18 protein-coding genes are annotated in these 21,694 nt (G+C 42.7%); all 18 read left to right on the plus strand.

The features are described 5' to 3' along the window. The first annotated feature begins 281 nt into the window (after positions 1 to 281). Complete coding sequence (locus V6940_RS01630; protein WP_333494594.1) at positions 282 to 1,229, plus strand: NAD-dependent epimerase/dehydratase family protein; 948 nt, start codon at positions 282 to 284, stop codon at positions 1,227 to 1,229. Further along, positions 1,229 to 2,272: an MraY family glycosyltransferase gene (locus tag V6940_RS01635; protein WP_333494989.1), complete on the plus strand. Its 1,044-nt coding sequence runs from the start codon at positions 1,229 to 1,231 to the stop codon at positions 2,270 to 2,272. Before V6940_RS01630 ends, V6940_RS01635 begins: the two co-directional genes overlap by 1 nt. Next, positions 2,265 to 2,825 carry a PglD-related sugar-binding protein gene (locus V6940_RS01640; RefSeq protein WP_333494595.1) on the plus strand — a complete coding sequence of 187 codons (561 nt, stop codon included), beginning with the start codon at positions 2,265 to 2,267 and terminating at the stop codon, positions 2,823 to 2,825. The genes V6940_RS01635 and V6940_RS01640 overlap by 8 nt, the downstream gene beginning before the upstream one ends. A 38-nt stretch (positions 2,826 to 2,863) precedes the next feature. Continuing rightward, positions 2,864 to 4,750, plus strand: coding sequence for a polysaccharide biosynthesis protein (locus V6940_RS01645; protein ID WP_333494596.1), 1,887 nt, complete (start codon positions 2,864 to 2,866; stop codon positions 4,748 to 4,750). 225 nt (positions 4,751 to 4,975) lie between these two features. Further along, the gene (locus tag V6940_RS01650; protein WP_442910769.1) at positions 4,976 to 5,950 is read left to right on the plus strand and encodes an FAD-binding oxidoreductase; all 975 of its coding nucleotides are present in this window, start codon (positions 4,976 to 4,978) and stop codon (positions 5,948 to 5,950) included. A 15-nt stretch (positions 5,951 to 5,965) separates the two neighbouring features. Continuing rightward, positions 5,966 to 6,739: a glucose-1-phosphate cytidylyltransferase gene (gene rfbF, locus V6940_RS01655; RefSeq protein ID WP_333494597.1), complete on the plus strand. Its 774-nt coding sequence runs from the start codon at positions 5,966 to 5,968 to the stop codon at positions 6,737 to 6,739. A gap of 4 nt (positions 6,740 to 6,743) precedes the next feature. Further along, entirely contained in the window at positions 6,744 to 7,823 is a 1,080-nt protein-coding gene (gene rfbG, locus V6940_RS01660; RefSeq protein ID WP_333494598.1) for a CDP-glucose 4,6-dehydratase, read from the plus strand. Between the two features lie 26 nt (positions 7,824 to 7,849). Continuing rightward, positions 7,850 to 9,163, plus strand: a complete 1,314-nt coding sequence (gene rfbH, locus V6940_RS01665; RefSeq protein WP_333494599.1) for a lipopolysaccharide biosynthesis protein RfbH — start codon at positions 7,850 to 7,852, stop codon at positions 9,161 to 9,163. 48 nt (positions 9,164 to 9,211) lie between these two features. Then, on the plus strand, positions 9,212 to 10,093 hold the full coding sequence (locus V6940_RS01670; protein ID WP_333494600.1) for an NAD-dependent epimerase/dehydratase family protein: 882 nt from the start codon (positions 9,212 to 9,214) through the stop codon (positions 10,091 to 10,093). Positions 10,094 to 10,210: 117 nt separating this feature from the next. Then, positions 10,211 to 11,548: a hypothetical protein gene (locus tag V6940_RS01675; RefSeq protein ID WP_333494601.1), complete on the plus strand. Its 1,338-nt coding sequence runs from the start codon at positions 10,211 to 10,213 to the stop codon at positions 11,546 to 11,548. Between the two features lie 92 nt (positions 11,549 to 11,640). Then, positions 11,641 to 12,657: a glycosyltransferase family 2 protein gene (locus tag V6940_RS01680; protein ID WP_333494602.1), complete on the plus strand. Its 1,017-nt coding sequence runs from the start codon at positions 11,641 to 11,643 to the stop codon at positions 12,655 to 12,657. A gap of 60 nt (positions 12,658 to 12,717) precedes the next feature. Next, entirely contained in the window at positions 12,718 to 13,809 is a 1,092-nt protein-coding gene (locus V6940_RS01685) for a glycosyltransferase family 4 protein (RefSeq protein WP_333494603.1), read from the plus strand. A 36-nt stretch (positions 13,810 to 13,845) separates the two neighbouring features. Further along, entirely contained in the window at positions 13,846 to 14,892 is a 1,047-nt protein-coding gene (locus tag V6940_RS01690) for an EpsG family protein (RefSeq protein ID WP_333494604.1), read from the plus strand. A 51-nt stretch (positions 14,893 to 14,943) separates the two neighbouring features. Next, complete coding sequence (locus V6940_RS01695) at positions 14,944 to 15,987, plus strand: glycosyltransferase family 4 protein (RefSeq protein WP_333494605.1); 1,044 nt, start codon at positions 14,944 to 14,946, stop codon at positions 15,985 to 15,987. After that, positions 15,962 to 17,083: a glycosyltransferase gene (locus V6940_RS01700; RefSeq protein WP_333494606.1), complete on the plus strand. Its 1,122-nt coding sequence runs from the start codon at positions 15,962 to 15,964 to the stop codon at positions 17,081 to 17,083. The genes V6940_RS01695 and V6940_RS01700 overlap by 26 nt, the downstream gene beginning before the upstream one ends. A 46-nt stretch (positions 17,084 to 17,129) precedes the next feature. Further along, positions 17,130 to 18,560, plus strand: coding sequence for a mannose-1-phosphate guanyltransferase (gene cpsB / locus V6940_RS01705; protein ID WP_333494607.1), 1,431 nt, complete (start codon positions 17,130 to 17,132; stop codon positions 18,558 to 18,560). 19 nt (positions 18,561 to 18,579) lie between these two features. Beyond that, the gene (cpsG, locus tag V6940_RS01710) at positions 18,580 to 19,950 is read left to right on the plus strand and encodes a colanic acid biosynthesis phosphomannomutase CpsG (protein WP_333494608.1); all 1,371 of its coding nucleotides are present in this window, start codon (positions 18,580 to 18,582) and stop codon (positions 19,948 to 19,950) included. 172 nt (positions 19,951 to 20,122) lie between these two features. After that, complete coding sequence (gene gndA, locus V6940_RS01715; RefSeq protein WP_035897610.1) at positions 20,123 to 21,529, plus strand: NADP-dependent phosphogluconate dehydrogenase; 1,407 nt, start codon at positions 20,123 to 20,125, stop codon at positions 21,527 to 21,529. The last annotated feature ends 165 nt before the right edge of the window (positions 21,530 to 21,694 follow it).

Below are 21,694 nucleotides of genomic sequence, written 5' to 3' on the forward strand. Positions count from 1 at the left end.
GGATTAAATATTTCTGTCATTTGTCTGATTTTTGGACAAGTGATGTTGTAAATAGACCCGTTTTAGTTGCATGCAGTGCACTGGTAGCTGTTGAGCCAGGGGCGGTAGCGTGTCTGATATATGCTTTAATTTGCAAGCACCGGCTAAATGTCAATAAATAAAAAAGCAATTCCGGTATTAAATTAATGTTGGATTCATTTTTAAGCAATTGCTCATGACCGAATATGGCCGGATAAAATTCAAACAGTGTGCTTCGCTTGCTTAACAGATAGGGGACGGTAATGAGAGTATTGGTGACTGGGGGAACCGGTTTTCTTGGAACCGCGTTGGTCAAATCGCTGAAAGCCGCAGGACACCAGGTCAGTCTTACCACACGGCAGCAGGAAGATATTGACCAGGGCATTTATAACCTTGGGGATATTTCGGCAGATACTCACTGGGAGAATATACTGCAAAACTGCGAGGTCGTTATTCATACCGCTGGCAGAGCACATATTCTCAACGATAATGCACAAGATGCGATGGCCGAGTTTCGTCGCGTAAACCATGATGCCACAGTAAAATTGGCCAGGGATGCGGTGAGTTGCGGGGTTAAACAATTCATTTTTGTGAGTTCTATTGGCGTAAATGGTAACTCGACGACCTCCGAAGCCCCGTTTACCGAACAATCTGCACCACGTCCGACGTCTGAATATGCGAAATCAAAGCTTGAAGCCGAAAATAGCTTACTCAATATTGCGGCTGACAGCGGAATGTCGTTAACCATTATCCGCCCAGCTTTAATTTGTGGTGAAAATGCGCCGGGAAATATACGTCGATTGCTAAAGCTCGTGGCGCGTAAATTACCCTTACCATTCAAAAATGTCAGTAATAAACGTGCATTAGTATCTCTGGATAATGTCGTCAGTTTTATAACTGAATGCGTTGTTAACGACAGGTCGAAAAATCAACTTTATCTGCTTGCCGATCCTGAGACTCCTTCCACGGAAGAGATGATTGACGCCTTTGCTGCGGGGATGGGCATCAAAGCAAGAGTCATTTATTTCCCAAAAGCGGTACTGAGAAAACTGCTATTGCTGGCAGGTAAGGGCAGCATCTACGAGCAATTGTTCGGTGATTTGGTCGTAGATGCCCGTAAATCCAGGGACCAACTTGAATGGTCGCCTCCAATAACGTTGCAAGAAACCATGAAAAAAACCGCAAAATATTATATTGAAGGTAATAAATGATGTTGGATTTGGCTATTGTGGTATTGGCATTTTTGGCTGCATGTGCAATGACCTGGGGTCTTAGGGTGTATGCCATTAAGCATAATGTTATCGACCAACCCAACCAGAGAAGCTCGCATTCGGTGCCAACGCCAAGAGGGGGCGGTGTTGCTATCGTTTTAACGTTGTTAGTCGCGCTGACCTGGTTGTATTTAAGTGGTTATCTTACGGCGGATAGTTTCTTTGGGTTATTTGTACCCGGATTGATTGTTGCTGTTATTGGGTTTCTTGACGATCATGGTCATATTGCAGCTCGTTGGCGTCTGCTCATGCATTTTCTGGCGGCAGCTATTGGTCTCTATTTTTTAGGTTCCTTCCCGGTTATAAATCTCGCTGGTTTTGATATTTCCATGGCATGGATTGGTATGATCCTGGGAAGTATTTATCTTGTATGGATGCTCAATTTATATAACTTTATGGATGGCATTAATGGCCTGGCAAGTGCGCAAGCTATTCTGTTTGCATTGGGCAGTGCCGCTTTACTGGTTTTACATCAGCATACAGATTTTTCGGGCAGCATCTATCTGTTGGTTCTTGCCCTTGCCGGGGCTGCAGCTGGCTTCATTGTTTGGAACTTTCCCGGCGCGAAGATTTTCATGGGAGATGCAGGAAGTGGTTTTTTAGGAATCATTATCGGTTTGATGATCCTTCATATTGCAAAGTTAGATACACACTTCTTTATGGCTGAGTTGTGTCTACTCGGCGTATTTATTGTCGATTCCACTATCACTTTATTGCGCCGTCTGGTGGCGGGTAAAAAAGTGTACGAAGCCCATGCCAGCCATACCTATCAGATTTTGGCCAGAAAATATGGTAGTCACGTTCCGGTAACGCTGACCTCTATTGCGGTGAATATTGTTTGGCTCTTTCCCATCGCCTATCTCATAGCTTCGGCAAAAATGGATGGCCTTGTTGGACTGGTTATCGCCTGGTGTCCGCTGATTGTCATTGCATTCAGATGTGGAGCAGGTGTGAGGGATAAAGAGAGCAGCGCTAATGCATGACCTGTTGATACTTGGTGCTGGCGGTCATGGCCGTACTCTTTATGAGACAGCAAAAATGTTAGGCTTCGCTGATATTGTTTTTCTTGATGATAGCCCATCATCTTATAACGAAACTAACCAGCGGATTATTGGAAAAATTTCAGATCTAAAATTACATCTGCCCCAAGCTAAGAATGTCATTATTGGCATTGGGAATAATTGTGTCCGGGAACAACTTTACGATCAGATTATCAGCACTGGTATTTATCCAATTACGCTAATTCATCCTTCTGCTTTTGTCAGTCCTTCTGCAGAGATTTCCTGTGGGTCGGTAGTGTTAGCAGGGGCGGTGGTGGGTGCCAACGCAAAACTAGGTGTAAGCACGATTGTAAATAGCCATTCGACGGTGGACCACGATTCTGTACTCGGCGATTTTGCTCATCTTGGGGTTGGTGTTCATCTTGCAGGAAGTGCGAGTATTGGGAAATCAGCATTCCTGCAGGCAGGTACGGTGGGCGGCTTTAAAGCAAAAGTAGACGAATACTCGGTATGCCCTGCTGGTACTATTTTATAAACTGAAGGCAAGTTTTCACGAGGCGGCTAGTTTTTAGTATGCTAACTTATTTGATATCTTTACCAAGACCAATAAAACGAATTATTACGTTATCGATTGATACCATCCTGCTCTTATGCGCATTCTGGTTTGCGTTTTGGGTACGAATAGATTCAATGACGCCAATATACAGTACGGCTCATTGGTTATTAATTTTCTCAATAATACTTGTCACCTTGGCAATGTTTGTCAGACTAGGGCTTTATCGTGCAGTCATCCGCTATATCACAGCCAAAATTCTGTTGGTAGCCGCTGCCGGGATGGTAATGTCTTCCATATTACTTATTATCGCAGCGTTTTATACCAACCTCTTTTTGCCCAGGACCATCCCGTTCATCTATTTCTCATTCGGTTTATTGTTAATTGCCGGGTCAAGACTTGGTATGCGAATGCTGGTAAATCGCGGGTTAAATTTGGGTACCCGTGTCGTTATCTATGGTGCGGGCGCTTCGGGTCGCCAACTTCTGCCTGCACTAAGTCAAATGGATGAGTACTACCCGGTTGCTTTTGTTGATGATAATCGTACGCTGCAAGGACAGGTTATTCATGGTGTCAGTGTGTTCGCGCCTGAAAAACTTGCATGGCTGATACAAAAATACGAAGCGAAGAAAATTCTGCTGGCAATGCCGAGCGCTAGCCGGGCAAGAAAGAACGAAGTGATCAAAACCCTGGAAGGTTTGCCTTGTGAGGTATTATCTATTCCAGGGATGGTTGATTTGGTTGAGGGTAAAGCTCGTATCGATGCTTTACGTAAAGTGGTTATTACCGATCTGCTAGGCCGTGACCCTGTTTCACCGATTCCTGAATTAGTTGCACGCAATATTACAGGTAAAACCGTTATGGTTACCGGGGCTGGAGGTTCTATCGGCTCTGAGTTGTGCAGACAGATAATTAAAAACAAACCTGCTCAACTTATTTTATTTGAACTGTCTGAGTTTTCCCTGTACTCCATCGATTCAGAGTTACGTAATCTGAATATAAGCCAGAATTTGCAGGTGAAAATTTTCCCAATTCTTGGAAACGTTCAAAATCAAGAACACCTTGAAAGGCTAATTAAGGCATTCAGCGTTGATACGATTTACCATACAGCGGCATACAAACATGTGCCTCTTGTGGAATTCAACGTTATCGACGGTGTGCGCAATAATATCTTCGGAACGCTGTGCTGTGCGCAGGCAGCTGCAAACTGTGGGGTTGAAAGTTTTGTTTTAATTTCTACCGATAAAGCGGTACGGCCAACCAATACGATGGGTACAACCAAACGCATGGCGGAACTCGTGCTGCAGGCGCTGGCGAAGGAATCCAACAAGACCTGCTTTAGCATGGTTCGTTTTGGTAATGTATTAGGGTCTTCTGGCTCGGTTGTCCCTCTGTTTGAAAAACAAATTGCTGCCGGCGGGCCTGTTACTCTTACCCATGAGGAAATCACTCGCTATTTCATGACCATCCCTGAGGCTGCGCAACTAGTGATCCAGGCCGGAGCCATGGGGACCGGGGGCGATGTGTTTGTGCTTGACATGGGTGAGCCGGTGAAAATCCTGGACCTTGCGCACCGAATGATTGCACTGCAGGGCCTTTCCATACGTGATGAAAACAATCCATACGGAGATATCGCAGTTAAAACAACGGGGTTGCGCCCGGGTGAGAAGCTCTATGAGGAATTACTCATCGGTGACAATGTCTCCGTTACTCAGCATCCACGTATTAAAACTGCTAACGAAGTGATGTTACCGTGGAGTGAGATGAGCAAGATTATTACGGAGCTGGATAAGGCCTGTAGTGAATTTGATTATGAACGGGTGCGTGAAATACTGTTGAATGCGCCCGCAGCGTTTAACCCAACTGACGGAATTTGCGATTTGCTCTGGAATGAAAAGATGGATTAAGTTGCAGGTTATGCCTCTAAAGTTCTACTTTAGTATTCAAATTCTAGCACGATGACTTAGTTCGTGTCTGCTATGAGACTTTTAGTCTACCTATAGTATCCATTTTTTTCCACTAATGAGTGGTTTCATTAATATAGCATACCTTAAATCTGCATCATGCGAACTATTGGTAGATGATGCCACAGTGCTTTCTCAGCATAAATTTTGGTTAACAGAGTAAAAAAAGTGTCTCACATTATTAAAATTTTCCCATCGGATATTTCATTCTCCGGAGATGGCGACAAATCGATACTTGATGCTGCGCTGACTGCAGGGATCCATTTAGAACACAGTTGCAAATCGGGGGATTGCGGTATCTGCGAGTCAGATATTTTGAATGGTGAAGCCGTTGATGTTGAAGGAAAAGTGTACGGCAAGGGTGATAAAATACTGACCTGTTGCTGTAAACCTAAAATGGATCTGGAGCTTAGCGCTCATTATTTTCCAGAGCTGGATGGCCAGATCAAGAAAATCGTTCCATGCAAGGTCAGCAAAGCATTACTAGTTTCAGATGACGTGATCAGCATTAATTTGCGGATGCCTCCAACGGCAAAACTGGGTTTCCTACCAGGCCAATATGTTAATTTACAATATAAGGGTGTCACGCGTAGTTACTCGATTGCTAACAGTAATGAAGCTGATGGCGTTGAACTGCATATAAGAAATGTGGTAAGCGGTCAGATGAGTACGCTCATTTTTGACAATCTTCAGGAAAATACTTTAATGCGTATTGAAGGTCCTTGTGGGACGTTCTTTATTCGTGAAAGTGACCGGCCTGTTATTTTTCTGGCCGGGGGTACCGGTTTTGCCCCAGTGAAAGCAATGGTTGAGTATCTTGTTCAACAGAAAACTAACCGCCTGATCTATATATACTGGGGGATGCCACTGGCGAAAGATTTCTATTCATCTTTGCCACAAGAGTTGAGCCAGTTATACGATAATATCAATTTTATCCCTGTTGTGTCTGAATATGATAGTAACTGGGAAGGGAGAAAAGGGTTAGTCCATCACGCGGTGATGGAAGACTTCGGTTCTCTTGAGTCCTTCGATATATATGCATGCGGTTCGCCTGTGATGATCGATGCAAGCAAAAAGGACTTTATGACTAAAGGCCTCTCTGTAGAACATTTCTATTCTGATGCATTTACCGCATCTAAATAATTTTGAGGATTAGATATGAAAGCGGTTATCTTGGCTGGTGGGCTTGGAACCAGATTAAGTGAAGAAACGGTAGTCAAGCCAAAACCAATGGTTGAAATTGGTGGTAAACCTATTCTTTGGCACATCATGAAGATGTACTCCGCCCACGGTATTAAAGATTTCATTATCTGCTGTGGCTATAAAGGCTATGTCATCAAAGAGTATTTTGCAAACTATTTCCTTCATATGTCAGATGTGACCTTCCATATGGCTGAAAATCGAATGGAAGTTCATCAAAAACGCGTAGAACCGTGGAATGTGACGTTGGTTGATACCGGTGATGCGTCAATGACCGGTGGTCGTCTGAAACGAGTTGCTGAATACGTAAAAGATGATGAAGCGTTCCTGTTTACCTATGGTGATGGTGTCGCGGATATAGATATCAAAGCGACGATTGATTTCCATCGCTCGCATGGTAAAAAAGCAACCTTAACGGCGACTTTTCCTCCTGGACGTTTTGGCGCACTGGATATTCGAGCAGGTCAGGTTCATTCTTTCCAGGAAAAGCCAAAAGGTGATGGTGCGATGATCAACGGTGGTTTCTTTGTTCTTAATCCATCGGTTATCGATCTCATCGATAATGATGCGACTACTTGGGAACAAGAACCCTTGATGTCATTGGCTGAGCAGGGCGAGTTAATGGCTTATGAACACGCCGGTTTTTGGCAGCCAATGGATACTCTGCGTGATAAAACGTATCTGGAAGGGCTGTGGGAAAAAGGTAAAGCCCCCTGGAAAACGTGGGAATAACTAGATGATTGATAAAAATTTTTGGCACGGTAAAAGAGTCTTTGTCACGGGCCATACTGGGTTTAAAGGTAGCTGGCTTTCACTGTGGCTAACTGAGATGGGCGCAGTGGTAAAAGGCTATTCTCTTGACACTCCCACCGATCCGAGCTTGTTTGAGATAATGCAACTCAGCCAGCACATGGAGTCAGAAATCGGTGATATTCGTGACTTTGCAAGTCTGCATAACTCAATTGCTGAATTTAAACCCGAGATCATTTTTCATCTTGCCGCTCAGTCGCTGGTTCGGCTTTCCTATGAGCAGCCGATAGAAACATATTCAACCAACGTAATGGGCACCGTTCATCTCCTTGAGGCGGTAAGACTAATTGGTGGAATTAAATCTGTAGTGAATATCACCAGCGATAAATGCTATGAGAATCGCGAGTGGGTGTGGGGCTATCGCGAGAATGAAGCGATGGGTGGCTATGATCCTTACTCAAATAGTAAAGGTTGTGCAGAACTCGTTGCCTCATCTTTTCGTCGTTCATTTTTCAATCCTGCAGATTACACGCAACACGGCGTTGGCCTTGCATCTGTCAGGGCTGGGAATGTGATAGGCGGGGGCGATTGGGCAAAAGATCGCTTAATTCCTGATATTTTACGCTCATTCGAATGTAATCAGCAGGTGGTGATTCGTAACCCTCATTCCATCCGCCCGTGGCAGCATGTGTTGGAACCACTTTCTGGTTATCTTGTTGTAGCACAAAAACTTTTCTCTGAAGGTGACAAGTTCTCAGAAGGTTGGAATTTTGGCCCTCGCGATGAAGATGCCAGGAGCGTTGAGTTTATTGTTGATAAAATGGTCGCTCTGTGGGGGGACAATGCAAGTTGGCTGCTGGATGGTGAAAATCATCCACATGAGGCGCATTATTTGAAATTAGATTGCTCGAAAGCAAATCTACAATTAGGCTGGCACCCCCGCTGGGGACTGGTTGAAACACTTGGTCGAATTGTTAAATGGCACAGGGCATGGATAGACGGTGAGGATATGCTGGCCTGTTCAAAACGCGAAATCCATGACTACATGACCACAACTACTGGTTAAGAATTTAAGTAACAGGAAACAAAGCAATGACAGCAAATAACCTACGTGAGCAAATTTCCCAGCTGGTTGCGCAGTATGCGGAAGAAGCTCTGAGTCCAAAACCTTTTGTCGCAGGTGCCAGCGTTGTACCGCCATCTGGAAAAGTGATCGGAGCAAAAGAGCTTCAACTGATGGTCGAAGCATCGCTTGATGGATGGCTAACCACTGGCCGATTTAACGATGCATTTGAAAAAAAACTTGGCGAATTTATTGGTGTTCCTCATGTTTTAACAACAACTTCAGGCTCTTCGGCAAACCTGCTGGCCCTCACTGCTCTCACCTCGCCAAAACTTGGCGAGCGTGCACTGAAACCAGGTGATGAGGTTATTACTGTTGCCGCTGGTTTCCCAACCACCGTTAACCCTGCAATTCAGAACGGCCTTATTCCTGTCTTTGTGGATGTCGATATCCCAACGTATAACATCGACGCCTCACTGATTGAAGCGGCGGTTACGGAACGTTCCAAAGCGATCATGATTGCTCACACGCTGGGTAACGCCTTCAATTTAAGTGAAGTTCGCCGTATTGCCGATGAATATAATCTGTGGCTGATCGAAGACTGCTGTGATGCCCTGGGTACCACGTATGATGGGCAGATGGTGGGGACATTTGGGGATATCGGGACTGTTAGCTTCTATCCAGCCCACCACATTACGATGGGTGAGGGAGGGGCTGTCTTTACAAAATCTGGTGAACTGAAGAAACTTATTGAGTCCTTCCGCGATTGGGGGCGTGACTGTTATTGCGCGCCAGGCTGTGATAATACCTGTGGTAAGCGTTTCGGTCAGCAACTAGGATCACTGCCGCATGGATACGATCACAAATATACATATTCTCACCTTGGGTATAATCTCAAGATCACTGATATGCAGGCGGCATGTGGTCTCGCACAGTTAGAACGAGTCGAAGAGTTCGTTGAGCAACGTAAAGCCAATTTTGTGTATCTTAAGCAAGGTCTGCAATCCTGCACCGAGTTCCTTGAATTACCTGAAGCTACTGAGAAATCGGACCCATCATGGTTTGGTTTCCCTATCACACTGAAAGAGAGCAGCGGCGTTAATCGTGTTGATTTGGTCAAGTTTTTGGATGAGGCCAAAATTGGTACACGTTTGCTTTTTGCGGGTAACCTGACTCGACAACCGTATTTTGCGAATGTGAAATATCGTGTGGTCGGCGAACTCACCAACACTGATCGAATTATGAATCAAACTTTCTGGATTGGCATCTACCCAGGTTTGACTACCGAACATTTGGATTATGTTGTCAGTAAGTTTGAAGAGTTTTTTGGCCTGAATTTCTAATTTAAATAAGGTGTGGCCAGTTTTGTAAACTGGTCACAATTTTTCGTTATGAGAATTTTGATTTGTGGCGGATACGGCTTTATTGGTAATAGATTATTATCTTACCTCCTTAATAAAGGTTGTGAAATCTTTACGCTTTCCCATCGTGCACATGAACCAATTCCAGGGGTTCACGAATTCGTATACGAGAACTTCGAACAAATAAAACTCCTTTCTCTTATAAGCGAAATTAACCCTGATTGTACGGTATTTCTTGCCACTCAGTATGATAATGGCGATCTGGATAAAATCATTGACGTTAATATAAAACTTCCTTCAATGCTGATGAAAGCTATCAGCCGCTTGCCAGAATCTCAGCGAAATTTTGTGATGACTGATTCCTATTGGTCATTAGGGAGCAAAGAGAGTAAAGGAATCCCTCTTGATGACTATGCGGCAGCGAAAGGTGCAGTAAAAGAGTTTGCAAAAACTTATAGTTATTATAACAAAGTTAAGATTATCAATCTGATGGTCTATGGCACATATGGCAACGGTGACCGACGAGGTAAAATTCTTGATGTGATACTGGATGCTGTTAGGGACAAAAAAGAAATTCATTTGACGGCAGGAGAACAATACATCGATTTAGTCCATGTTGATGATGTATGTTCGGCCTATTTACGTGCCATTGAATATCTTTTCAATAGTGCATTAGATAGCAACAATAGTTTTTGTACTTTTGCTGTTGGCTCTTCCAGCCCCATTCAATTAAAAGAAATAATCGCCAAAATTGGTAAAAAGTATGACGTATCGATGATCCATACTGGTACCAAGGAATATAGAGAAAGAGAACTATTTCATCCTCAATATGAGCATAGCAGTGTTCCCGGCTGGTTTCCAGAATACGATCTGTGGTCGTACATAGATGATTATCTGACTGAGCTTAAATAAGTTATTGGAATAACATTTAGTGGGTTGCCAGACAGCAAACCAGTTTATGGTTTGCAAAATGCTTACAAGAAACATAAACAGGCAGGTCATTCCACAAAGACAACATGGTTCTATCTAATGTTTAAAAAATTAGCTAATTTACTTGATATTGATTTCGATATTGGTAATACACTTATTTTAAGATTATGGTCAACATTTTCGGGTGGACTTTTAGTCCTGATGATCCCCACTTTTTTATCTGCATCGGAACAGGGATATTATTTTACCTTTTCCAGTATTATTGGGATGCAGATCTTCTTTGAGTTGGGCTTTAATTTTGTTATAACACAAATGATTAGTCACAAAATGGCTCATGTGCACCTTGCAAATAACAGGTTGAGTGGCAATAAGAAAGATATTAATGATATTTATCACCTGGTTTCACTATTGCTAAAATGGTACAGTGTGATATCAATATTGTTTTTTGTTATTGTTTTCTGTATCGGCTTATATTTTTTTGAACAGCACGGCTCGTTACCAAAAGGTGAGTGGTTAATGGCTTGGTTGTTGATCGTCCTGTTTTCTGCAGTCAATTTATTTCTCAGTCCTTTTCTGTCCGTACTCGAGGGGATGGGACTGGTTGGTAAAGTAGCCCAGATGCGATTAATGCAATCAGTTGTGGGTTTTATTATTCTTTCTGGTCTGTTCCTTATGCATTTTAGACTGAATTCTCTGCCAGCAATTACTGGATGTGCAGCGCTGTTTAGCCTTGTTTATCTTTTCCTGTATTACGATAAGATTTTATTTAAACCAATAAAAGAGAAGAAAGAAATTGAGCAGGAAGATAAAATTTCCTGGCGCAGAGATATTCTGCCGTTTCAATGGAAAATAGCTATTAGTTGGCTAAGCGGATATTTTATATTTCAGTTGTTCAATCCACTGATTTTTGCCCACCAAGGACCTGTGGAAGCCGGTAAAGTTGGGTTAAGCCTGACTATATTTACAACGATACTGACACTTTCGATTAGCTGGGTGAATGCTAAAGTACCACTCATAGCCCAATCTATTGCCCGGGGTGATAAAGCAAAGGTTAATCCACTATTCAGGAAATTGATGCTAAAGTCTGTATGTATCAATATTCTTGGTTCCTTATCTTTTATTATCGCAGTTTTAATTTTGAAGCACTATCATGTTTATATCACAGAGAGACTGGTTGACGTCAAAACACTTTGTCTGCTGCTGTTTATTAACATTATTAACCACATTGTCTTCTGCTGTGCTGCGTATATGAGAGCTCATAAAACCGAACCATTGCTTTATAGCTCATTAGCGACAGGAGTTATTGTAGGTATAAGTGTGTATTTCACATCGAAATACAGTGTTTTTTATACAATGTTGGCTTATTTGCTGACGCTAGCAATAGTTTGCATGCCATGGACACTAATGTTGTTCCGGAAGTTCTATCGACATAATTGATGGACTGGTTGAACATGTTGGATCGATCGTCATTTTATTGATTCAGCTGTTGCATTGTTGAAGTTATTTATCTGTGGGTCGGAGTTCTGTAAATGGAAGCTCGTATAGTTGATTCAACACAGTTAACGATTTGTATTCCTACATACAATCGGTTTGAAAAATTAAAAAAACAGGTTAAAGACCTTCTGCAGCAATTGGATGAAGTAGAAAAGATCGTAATTATTGATAACGCGACGCCGCTGGTTTCATGGGATCCTGATGATGAGCTGTTCAATGATCCGCGCATTACGCTGATTATTAACTCCGCCAATGTGGGTTTAAGTGCTAATCTTGTCAAAAGCATGGATATCGCTCAGCAAGGTTGGCTGTGGGTCTTAAGCGATGATGAACAAATTATGCCCGATGCTCTGATGACAATCAGAGAATACATCCAGCATGATGCTGTTGACTTTATTAATTTCAAATGTGAAATGGCGCAAGGCTATAAATCCGATAATCTATGCAAAGGGATAAATGATTATTTTCAAGCGATCAATAATGATTTTGGGAACCATCTTTTAATATCTAATAATATTCTTAAAGTAAGTGCTTTTAAAAAATATATTAAGTTTGCTTACTGGGGGTGCTTTACCAATGCACCACATATTGCACCAGTCCTAATGGCCTTGGATCAAGGTTCAACGATACTATTATCTTCAAAATCAATTGTAAGCTGGACTGCACCAGAGAAAAATCAGTCGTGGAGAATGATTAGTCATTTTAGTGTGATGTATCTTGCAGACATTTTATCTACAACTGAAGCAAGAACTGAAATGCTGAAAGTCTTAATGCGAAGTATGCCTAAGCTGGAAGTATTAACTGCCCAGCTTAGTTATAATATTCTGAATAATCCAAAAGATAAAAAAAGAATCATTGATTATGCAACCCGGATTTTTACAGTTTATAGTAAATATGGTACGTGTAGTTTGAGAATCAGAGCTCGTGTTTTGCAATTATTAATTAATTTCCCTGTAATTTATTTTGGCACCTTGAATTTTGTTTGTGTTGTGTTGAAAAAGAAAAAGCTGTCTGAGTATATGCAGAAGAAAAATTTTGAATTCTATTTATGAATGACAGCTCTTTTGGTGCTCCAATCTTAAACTAAATTAGCTCAGGTGGTTTTAACTTCAATGAAGAAAAAAATAGCGATTGTCACTACTAATATTATTAATAATGGTGGTACTGAAAGGGTCATTGCTAATGTTTGTAACTTACTGGCAGACAGATTTAACATTACAATATATAGCCTCTCTACTGACTCAGGAGAATGTTTTTACCCGTTGAATAATAATATTGAAATTATTCATATGGGGTTTGCTGGATATGAGCACGAAACATCGATTGTTAAAAAAAATATTCTACGACTTGGCAATGTATCCCGTGCCCTTTCATATTTCCGGAAAATTGAGTGTGACTACTTCTTAGGTGTAAATAAAAACATTAATATTCTTCTTTTATTAAGTCTTTATTTTTGTAAGCGCTCTAAAATTATTGGTTGGGAGCATTTTGCATATAATGCTCCTATGTCAAAAATCATAGCAGCGGTCAGAGGTTTTTTATATCAAAGGCTTGATAAGTTGATTGTCCTGACTGAGTTTGATAAACACTTTTATACCAAAGCGGAAATTGATACAGTCGTTATCCCCAATTCTGTTTCGCCTTTGGACAACCATGATAAAGTTGTTTTATCTAACGTTGTTTTGGCAGTTGGCAGGCATACTGAACAAAAAAGATTTGATCGGTTATTAAGAATTTGGAGATTAGTCAAAGCCCTTGGGCACGATGAATGGACATTGAAAATCTTTGGAGATGGCCCTCTTCTTGAAAAGAACAAGATGCTGGCTTCCGAGCTCGGTATTCATGACTCTGTTAGCTTTCTGATGCCAACTAAAGATATCGGACGTGAATATCGTAGTTCCGCTTTTTTGGTCATGACTTCCGCTTATGAGGCATTTCCTATGGTGTTATTGGAGGCGCTTAAAAGCGGTCTGCCGTGTGTGGCTTATGATTGCGATACAGGTCCACGCGACATAATTGTTTCTGGCGAAGATGGACTGGTTATACCTTATGCGGACGAAGATAAGTTTGTTTTGGCTGTTGATACGTTGATACGTGATCCGCTGCTAAGGCAAGGTATGGGAGAAGCCGCAATATCCAATGTTCAGCGATTTAGTGATGAAAATATCAGAAAGAAGTGGATCGATTTATTTGAATCAATGTGATTTTTAGAGCCAGCATTGCTGGTTGGAAGGTAATTTATGTATGTTGCAATTTTCATAATCGCATGTGCTCTACTTGCCACGGATTATTTCAGGCTGAGCATATTGAGGCATTTTTGTATTTGGCTATTTATAACTTTATTCTCTATATTAGTGTTCTTACGCCCGGAGTACGGTCTTAAGATAGATTATTATGAATATCTCGATTTCTTTCAGAATGTAACACTTTATAATTTTACCGGAGTAGCTTCTCAGCATGGTTTTGAAACTGGGTTTGCGTTATTATCAGCATTCATTAAAACCCTAAGTGATTCTGAAAGGATTTGTTTTGCAGTAATATCATTTTTAACACTGTATATATCTTACAGAGCAATTACTAAGCTCTCTAAACTACCAGCGTACTCCTTTTTTATCTTTATCTTGTCCTTTGGTGTATACTTGTTTTTAGGTCAAATACGTCAGGGATTGGCTTTGGCTTTTGCGTTATTAGCTGTGAGCTTTTGGTTAGACAACAGGCCTAAACTATTTTTCATTACTGCTGTAATCGCCGTTCTATTTCATATTACGGCTGTTATAATATTTATTGTTCCATTTGTTAGGTATATTAATATTCGTTTTCTTTATCTGGTGGGGTTAGCTTCATTCTCGCTAGTTTTCGTTGATATATTTAAACCTGCGATATTATTTGTTAGCGCCCATCTAAATCTTGGTGATTTTGCATCTGGTAAACTCGCAGCCTATTCTGAAAGTATTTATGCTGAAAAAGTTGGATTCTCAGCTATTCAGCTATACTACCTGCTGTTGATGTCGGTGCTGGTGTACTTCCAGGGGAGGGGGATTACCGACGAAAAATTTAGTTTTATGCTAAAAATATTTATTGTCGGTGTTGTGTTAAATTTTGCATTTAACTCCTTTTCAGTTATGCTCCGGTTGTCTTATTATTTCTTAGTATTTGACTGTATTCTGATATCATATTTTATCTTTCAATTGAAAAGTTATTATGAAAAATCTTTTTTTTATTTTCTATTCTTACTGGTCTTCATTTTAAGATTTTCCTTGCAGTGGCTTGAATGGAATGCAGCATAACTTTTCCTGATAGGTATTTTATTTATGATGAAAATATTGGTCGATTGCCGAATGGCTGACGCATCCGGTATTGGGGTATACACAAGGGAGTTGATGAAGTTTTTTATTAACAATGATGCACTGGATGTTTATGCATTAATTGATAAAGATAATGGACTTCATCCTGATATAAATGTTGATAAGGATCGAGTTGTTACTACCACGGTACATCGATTTAGCTTACGAAGTATTTTAGGAAACAATAAACTCTTGAAAGGGTTTGATGTTTATTTTATTCCATTTCTCGCGATTCCACCGATTATTTTCAATAAAACTAGAATTGTTTCAACAGTGCACGATTTGTGCCCCGTTGCGATGAGACAGTTTTTTGGCCCAAAAACTAGTTTTAGTTATTGGGCCATTATGTTGCTCCAGTGTGCACTGTCGCATCGTATTATTGCAATATCGAAGTTTACCCGTTCAGAATTGAGGAAGTATTACTGTGGTCTATTTAATAAGAAAGTTCTCGTTGTAGAAAATGGCATCCGTGATATAAAGCCTGCTGATAATGGTTTTGAGGATAAGCCATCGCCAGAGCAATATGGCATATGTGTAGGCAATGTTAAACCCCATAAAAATATTTTTCCGTTGATCAAATACCTTAAAAACAAAGGTGTCAGTAATAAGCTCTATATCATCGGAGACATTGATGGCTTTTCCACCAAGTACTCAACTGAGGCATTTGATGATTTACCTAAAAATATTGTATTCACAGGCAAGGTTTCCGATCAAGAACTTCATCGCTATATGGTTAATGCGGAGTTTATGATTTTTCCATCGCTATATGAAGGATTCGGTTTGCCAATGTTGGAGGCAATGCAATACAATTTAAGAATCTTTGCTGCGGATATTCCTGTTTTTCATGAGATTTCCGGAGAGGCAGTTGATTATTTTGACCCTAATACCTTCGAAAATTTGGATTCCCATTTAAAGTCACTAAATGAAAATATTAATCATGGTTTAGAATATAACAGTATTCTTAATAAATATACTTGGGGACGTAGTGCCGAAGAACTAGTTGGAGTGTTTTGTGAAAAAGATACTAATAGTAAATAAGTATTTTTCCCCTGATATTGGTGGAGTGGAAACTGTTGTTAAACAGCATGCTTATATATTAAAAAACGATTACATCATAAAAGTGCTGTGCGTCAGCAAAAACTTTTCTCTATTCAGTAAAAATGAATGCATCGACGGTGTGACAGTCTTACGTTGTGGATCATTTGGTACTTTCTTCTCAATGCCTGTATCTATTTCGTTTTTCCTTCATTATCTGGTAGGCTGGTTAAGATCTGATATTATTATTAATCACAGTCCATTTCCTCTTATGGATATTGCTCAGTATTTCTCTAAATTCTTTGCGCGAAGGACTAATATTCTTTTTTGGCATAGCGACATTGTCAAGCAGAAGAAATTGAAGTCCATTCTCATGCCTTTTATCCGGTCGTCTTTAGATAATTCTACGTTAATACTGACTACATCACCAAATCTTCTACAAAGCTCTCCAGACTTAAAGGACTATGTCAGTAAGTCCCGTGTATTGCCACTCTTCGTAGACAGTATGGAGATTAAAGAAAAAACATGTGGTCATGTACCTACAAAAAATTATGACTTCATCTTTTTTGGTCGACTTTGCTACTACAAAGGTGTCGATGTTTTGATGGCGGCCCTTGCCCATCTAAAAGAGCGTGGTGTACAGCCAAAGGTACTTATCGCTGGCGAAGGTGAGTTATCGGAATTAGTTACTAAGCAAATATTGCAACATCAGTTAGTCAACGTCACTTTCATGGATCGCTTTCTGACTGAGGAAGAGAAGTACCAATACTTGCTCGATTCAAAATGTTTTCTGTTTCCTTCGGTTGCCAGTTCAGAGGCATTTGGCATTACCCAGTTAGAATCTATGGCTTTGGGGACTCCTGTAATAAATACAAATCTCAATACAGGTGTACCTTATGTTAGCCTTAATAATGTGTGTGGCTTAACGGTTGAACCAAATAACCCTGAGCAATTCGCAGCTGCAATGCTTGATATCCTGAATGATGAGGAACGCCTCTCAGTGTTTTCAGATAATTGCAAAGTCAGAGTTGCTGAGTTATTTGAACAGCAGGTCGTGGAAAGAAAATTTAAAGAGATGATCGATGGAGTTTTGAAGTGACAATTTCAGGTTCATCTTTGTTAATTTAAAATGCATGGTGAGTAAAATGCAAGAAACTCGATTGTATCCAGTCATAATGGCTGGAGGAAATGGTAGCAGACTGTGGCCACTATCCAGAGAATTGTATCCGAAGCAATTTATTTGTCTGGATGGTGACCTGACCATGTTGCAGGCAACGATTCACCGCTTGCAAGGTATTGAATGCGAAAGCCCTGTAGTCATATGTAATGAACAACACCGTTTTGTTGTAGCTGAACAGTTACGTCAATTGGATAAACTCACTAAAAATATCATTCTTGAGCCGGTAGGGCGCAATACAGCGCCAGCGATAGCATTAGCGGCTCTGGCGGCCTCGCGTAACGATCCTGACGGTAGTGCATTGATGCTGGTTCTTGCCGCAGACCACGTTATTCAGGATGAAGAAGCCTTCCGCAATGCGGTTCGTAAAGCAGTTACTTATGCAGAAAACGGTAAGCTGGTCACTTTCGGTATTGTGCCGAATAAGCCGGAAACCGGATATGGTTATATTCGCCGCGGTAAGGCGTGCTCCAGCACAGCGCAGGCTTATCCGGTCGCCCAGTTTGTTGAAAAACCGAATCTGCAAACCGCTGAGTCTTACGTTTCAAGTGGTGAATACTACTGGAACAGCGGTATGTTCCTGTTTCGGGCTGGCCGCTATCTTGAAGAATTGAAAAAATACCGCCCGGATATTCTTTCCGCATGTGAAAAAGCGATGAGTACAGCTGACCCGGATCTTGATTTCATTCGAGTGAATCAGGAAGCTTTTATGGCATGTCCAGATGAGTCGATCGATTACGCAGTTATGGAACAGACTTTTGACGCTGTGGTCGTTCCGATGGATGCTGGCTGGAGCGATGTGGGTTCCTGGTCAGCGCTTTGGGATATCAGTGTCAAATCATCAGAAGGAAATGCTGTTACGGGCGATGTCATCTCTTACCACACCGAAAACAGTTTTCTTTATTCTGAGTCCGGTCTTCTTACTACTGTTGGCGTCAAAGATCTTGTGGTTGTACAGACGAAAGATGCTGTATTGATTGCCGATCGTAATGCCGTTCAGGATGTCAAGAAAATCGTTGAATCGATTAAGGCTGATGGTCGTCATGAGCATCATACTCACCGCGAAGTTTACCGCCCGTGGGGTAAATATGATTCTATTGATACCGGTGATCGTTATCAGGTAAAACGAATTACGGTTAAACCGGGTGAAGGGATCTCGCTGCAGATGCATCATCATCGTGCCGAGCATTGGATTGTTGTTGCGGGTACTGCGCAAGTTACGATTAATGAGCAGGTCAAACTGTTGGGCGAGAATGAATCGATATATATTCCAGTTGGTGCCCGACATTGTCTTGAAAACCCCGGTAAAATTCCGCTTGAGTTAATAGAAGTTCGCTCTGGCTCCTATCTGGGTGAAGACGATATTGTGCGTCTGGCTGACAGATACGGTCGTGTTTAAAATGCAGCATAAGGTCATTATGGAAAAGTTAACCTGTTTTAAAGCCTACGATATTCGCGGCCGTTTGGGTGATGAACTTAACGAAGATATCGCCTGGCGTATTGGTAGAGCCTATGGCGAATATCTTAAACCGAAAACTATTGTGCTCGGAGGTGACGTTCGCCTGACCAGTGAGTCGTTAAAACTTGCACTCTCAGAAGGGTTACGCGATGCAGGCGTAGACGTGCTGGATATTGGGCTCTCCGGGACAGAAGAGATTTACTTTTCCACCTTTCATCTGGGCGTCGACGGAGGCATTGAAGTGACAGCCAGTCACAACCCGATGGACTACAATGGCATGAAGCTTGTACGCGAAGGTGCGCGCCCGATCAGTGGCGACACTGGCCTAAGGGATGTGCAACGTCTGGCGGAGCGTAATGACTTTCCTGACGTCGATCTTACAAAACGCGGCAGCTACCAAAAGATCTCTCTACGTGAGAAGTATATTGACCATGTTCTCGGATACATTAATCTTAAGAATCTCAAGCCGCTGAAGCTTGTGATTAACTCGGGGAACGGTGCAGCAGGTCCGGTTGTTGATGCTCTGGAGTCACGCTTTAAGTCACTCAACGTGCCAATCACTTTTGTTAAAGTGCACAACATACCGGATGGCAACTTCCCGAATGGGATCCCCAATCCGCTGCTACCGGAGTGTCGTGATGATACCCGTAATGCCGTCATTGAGCATGGCGCAGATATGGGGATTGCCTTCGATGGTGATTTCGATCGCTGCTTCCTGTTTGATGAACACGGGCAGTTTATCGAAGGTTATTACATCGTTGGTCTCTTGGCTGAAGCTTTTTTGGAGCAAAACCCTGGTGCGAAAATCATTCACGATCCTCGTTTGTCTTGGAACACCGTTGACGTGGTGAATGCCTCAGGCGGTACACCGGTGATGTCAAAAACGGGCCATGCCTTTATTAAGGAACGCATGCGGCAGGAAGATGCGGTTTATGGCGGTGAGATGAGTGCACATCATTATTTCCGAGACTTTGCCTACTGTGACAGCGGGATGATCCCGTGGCTGCTGGTGACAGAATTATTGTGCCTGCGTGGTAAAACGCTGGGTGAACTGGTGCGCGACCGTATGGCGGCTTTCCCTGCAAGTGGTGAGATTAATAGTAAACTTGCCGATCCGGCTACGGCAATTGCCAGAGTGGCCGAGCATTTTGAAGGGCAGGCGCTGGACGTTGACCACACGGATGGTATCAGTATGTCTTATGCTGACTGGCGTTTTAACCTGCGCTCATCCAATACTGAACCGGTGGTTCGTCTCAACGTGGAATCACGCGGAGATACGGCTCTGATGGAAGCTAAAACCAAAGAGATCCTTGAGTTGCTTTTAAAATAAGCTACGGTTGACGATTTTGCTCAAAATATCTCCGGCAATTTACCGGGATCCTCATTGAGTAAGGTATTGAGCAGCAAATGCTATTCATCTCCTCTATTCCTGAGTTAACATCTTCACCACATTCCAAGCCGCGCGCACTCTGCGCGGTGACCACACCTGACAGGAGTATGTAATGTCCAAACAACAGATCGGCGTAGTCGGTATGGCCGTAATGGGCCGCAACCTCGCGCTTAACATTGAGAGCCGTGGTTATACCGTCTCCATCTTCAACCGCTCCCGTGAAAAAACCGAAGAAGTTGTCGCTGAGAACCCTGGCAAGAAGCTGGTTCCTCACTATACGGTCAAGGAGTTCGTCGAGTCTCTTGAAACCCCACGTCGTATCCTGTTAATGGTAAAAGCGGGCGCTGGCACCGATGCTGCCATCGATTCCCTGAAGCCGTACCTTGATAAAGGCGACATCATCATTGATGGCGGTAACACCTTCTTCCAGGACACCATTCGTCGTAACCGTGAACTGTCTGCTGAAGGCTTCAACTTCATCGGTACCGGTGTGTCCGGTGGTGAAGAGGGCGCGCTCAAGGGCCCATCCATCATGCCTGGCGGCCAGAAAGAAGCGTACGAGCTGGTTGCTCCGATCCTGACTAAGATTGCTGCAGTCGCTGAAGACGGCGAGCCTTGCGTAACTTACATCGGCGCTGACGGTGCAGGTCACTACGTGAAGATGGTTCACAACGGTATCGAATACGGCGACATGCAGCTCATTGCTGAAGCCTACTCTCTGCTGAAAGGCGGCCTGAATCTGTCTAACGAAGAGCTGGCAACCACCTTTACCGAGTGGAACGAAGGTGAGCTGAGCAGCTACCTGATCGACATCACCAAAGATATCTTCACTAAGAAAGATGAAGAAGGTAAATACTTGGTTGATGTGATCCTCGATGAAGCAGCGAACAAAGGTACTGGTAAGTGGACCAGCCAGAGCTCTCTGGATCTGGGCGAACCGCTGTCCCTGATCACCGAATCCGTTTTCGCACGTTATATCTCCTCCCTGAAAGACCAGCGCGTTGCAGCATCTAAAGTGCTGTCTGGTCCGCAGGCTAAACTGGCTGGTGATAAAGCAGAGTTCGTTGAGAAAGTTCGCCGTGCACTGTACCTGGGTAAAATTGTCTCCTACGCGCAGGGCTTCTCTCAGCTGCGCGCTGCGTCCGACGAATACAACTGGGATCTGAACTACGGCGAAATCGCGAAGATCTTCCGCGCGGGCTGCATCATTCGTGCACAGTTCCTGCAGAAAATCACCGACGCGTATGCTGAAAACAAAGGCATTGCTAACCTGCTGCTGGCACCGTACTTCAAGAATATCGCTGACGAATACCAACAGGCACTGCGTGACGTTGTTGCCTATGCGGTTCAGAACGGTATCCCGGTTCCAACCTTCTCTGCAGCCGTCGCGTACTACGACAGCTACCGTTCTGCGGTACTGCCAGCGAACCTGATTCAGGCTCAGCGTGACTACTTTGGTGCGCATACCTATAAACGCACTGATAAAGAGGGTGTGTTCCACACCGAATGGCTGGATTAATCTGAATTAGTTCACCGCTAAATGCAGGCCCGGAGCGCTCCTCCGGGCTTTTTTATTGTCTAAAAATGGGATTCAGTCAGGTCTGATAGCTGGCGTTGCACTAAATCACGATATACTGGCGTTATGCTGACCCGATACGCCAACCTACCGGCGACGTGTTCACCC

The sequence above is a fragment of the Kluyvera sp. CHPC 1.251 genome (genome assembly GCF_036759945.1).
GTDB classification, from domain to species: Bacteria; Pseudomonadota; Gammaproteobacteria; order Enterobacterales; family Enterobacteriaceae; genus Kluyvera; species Kluyvera sichuanensis.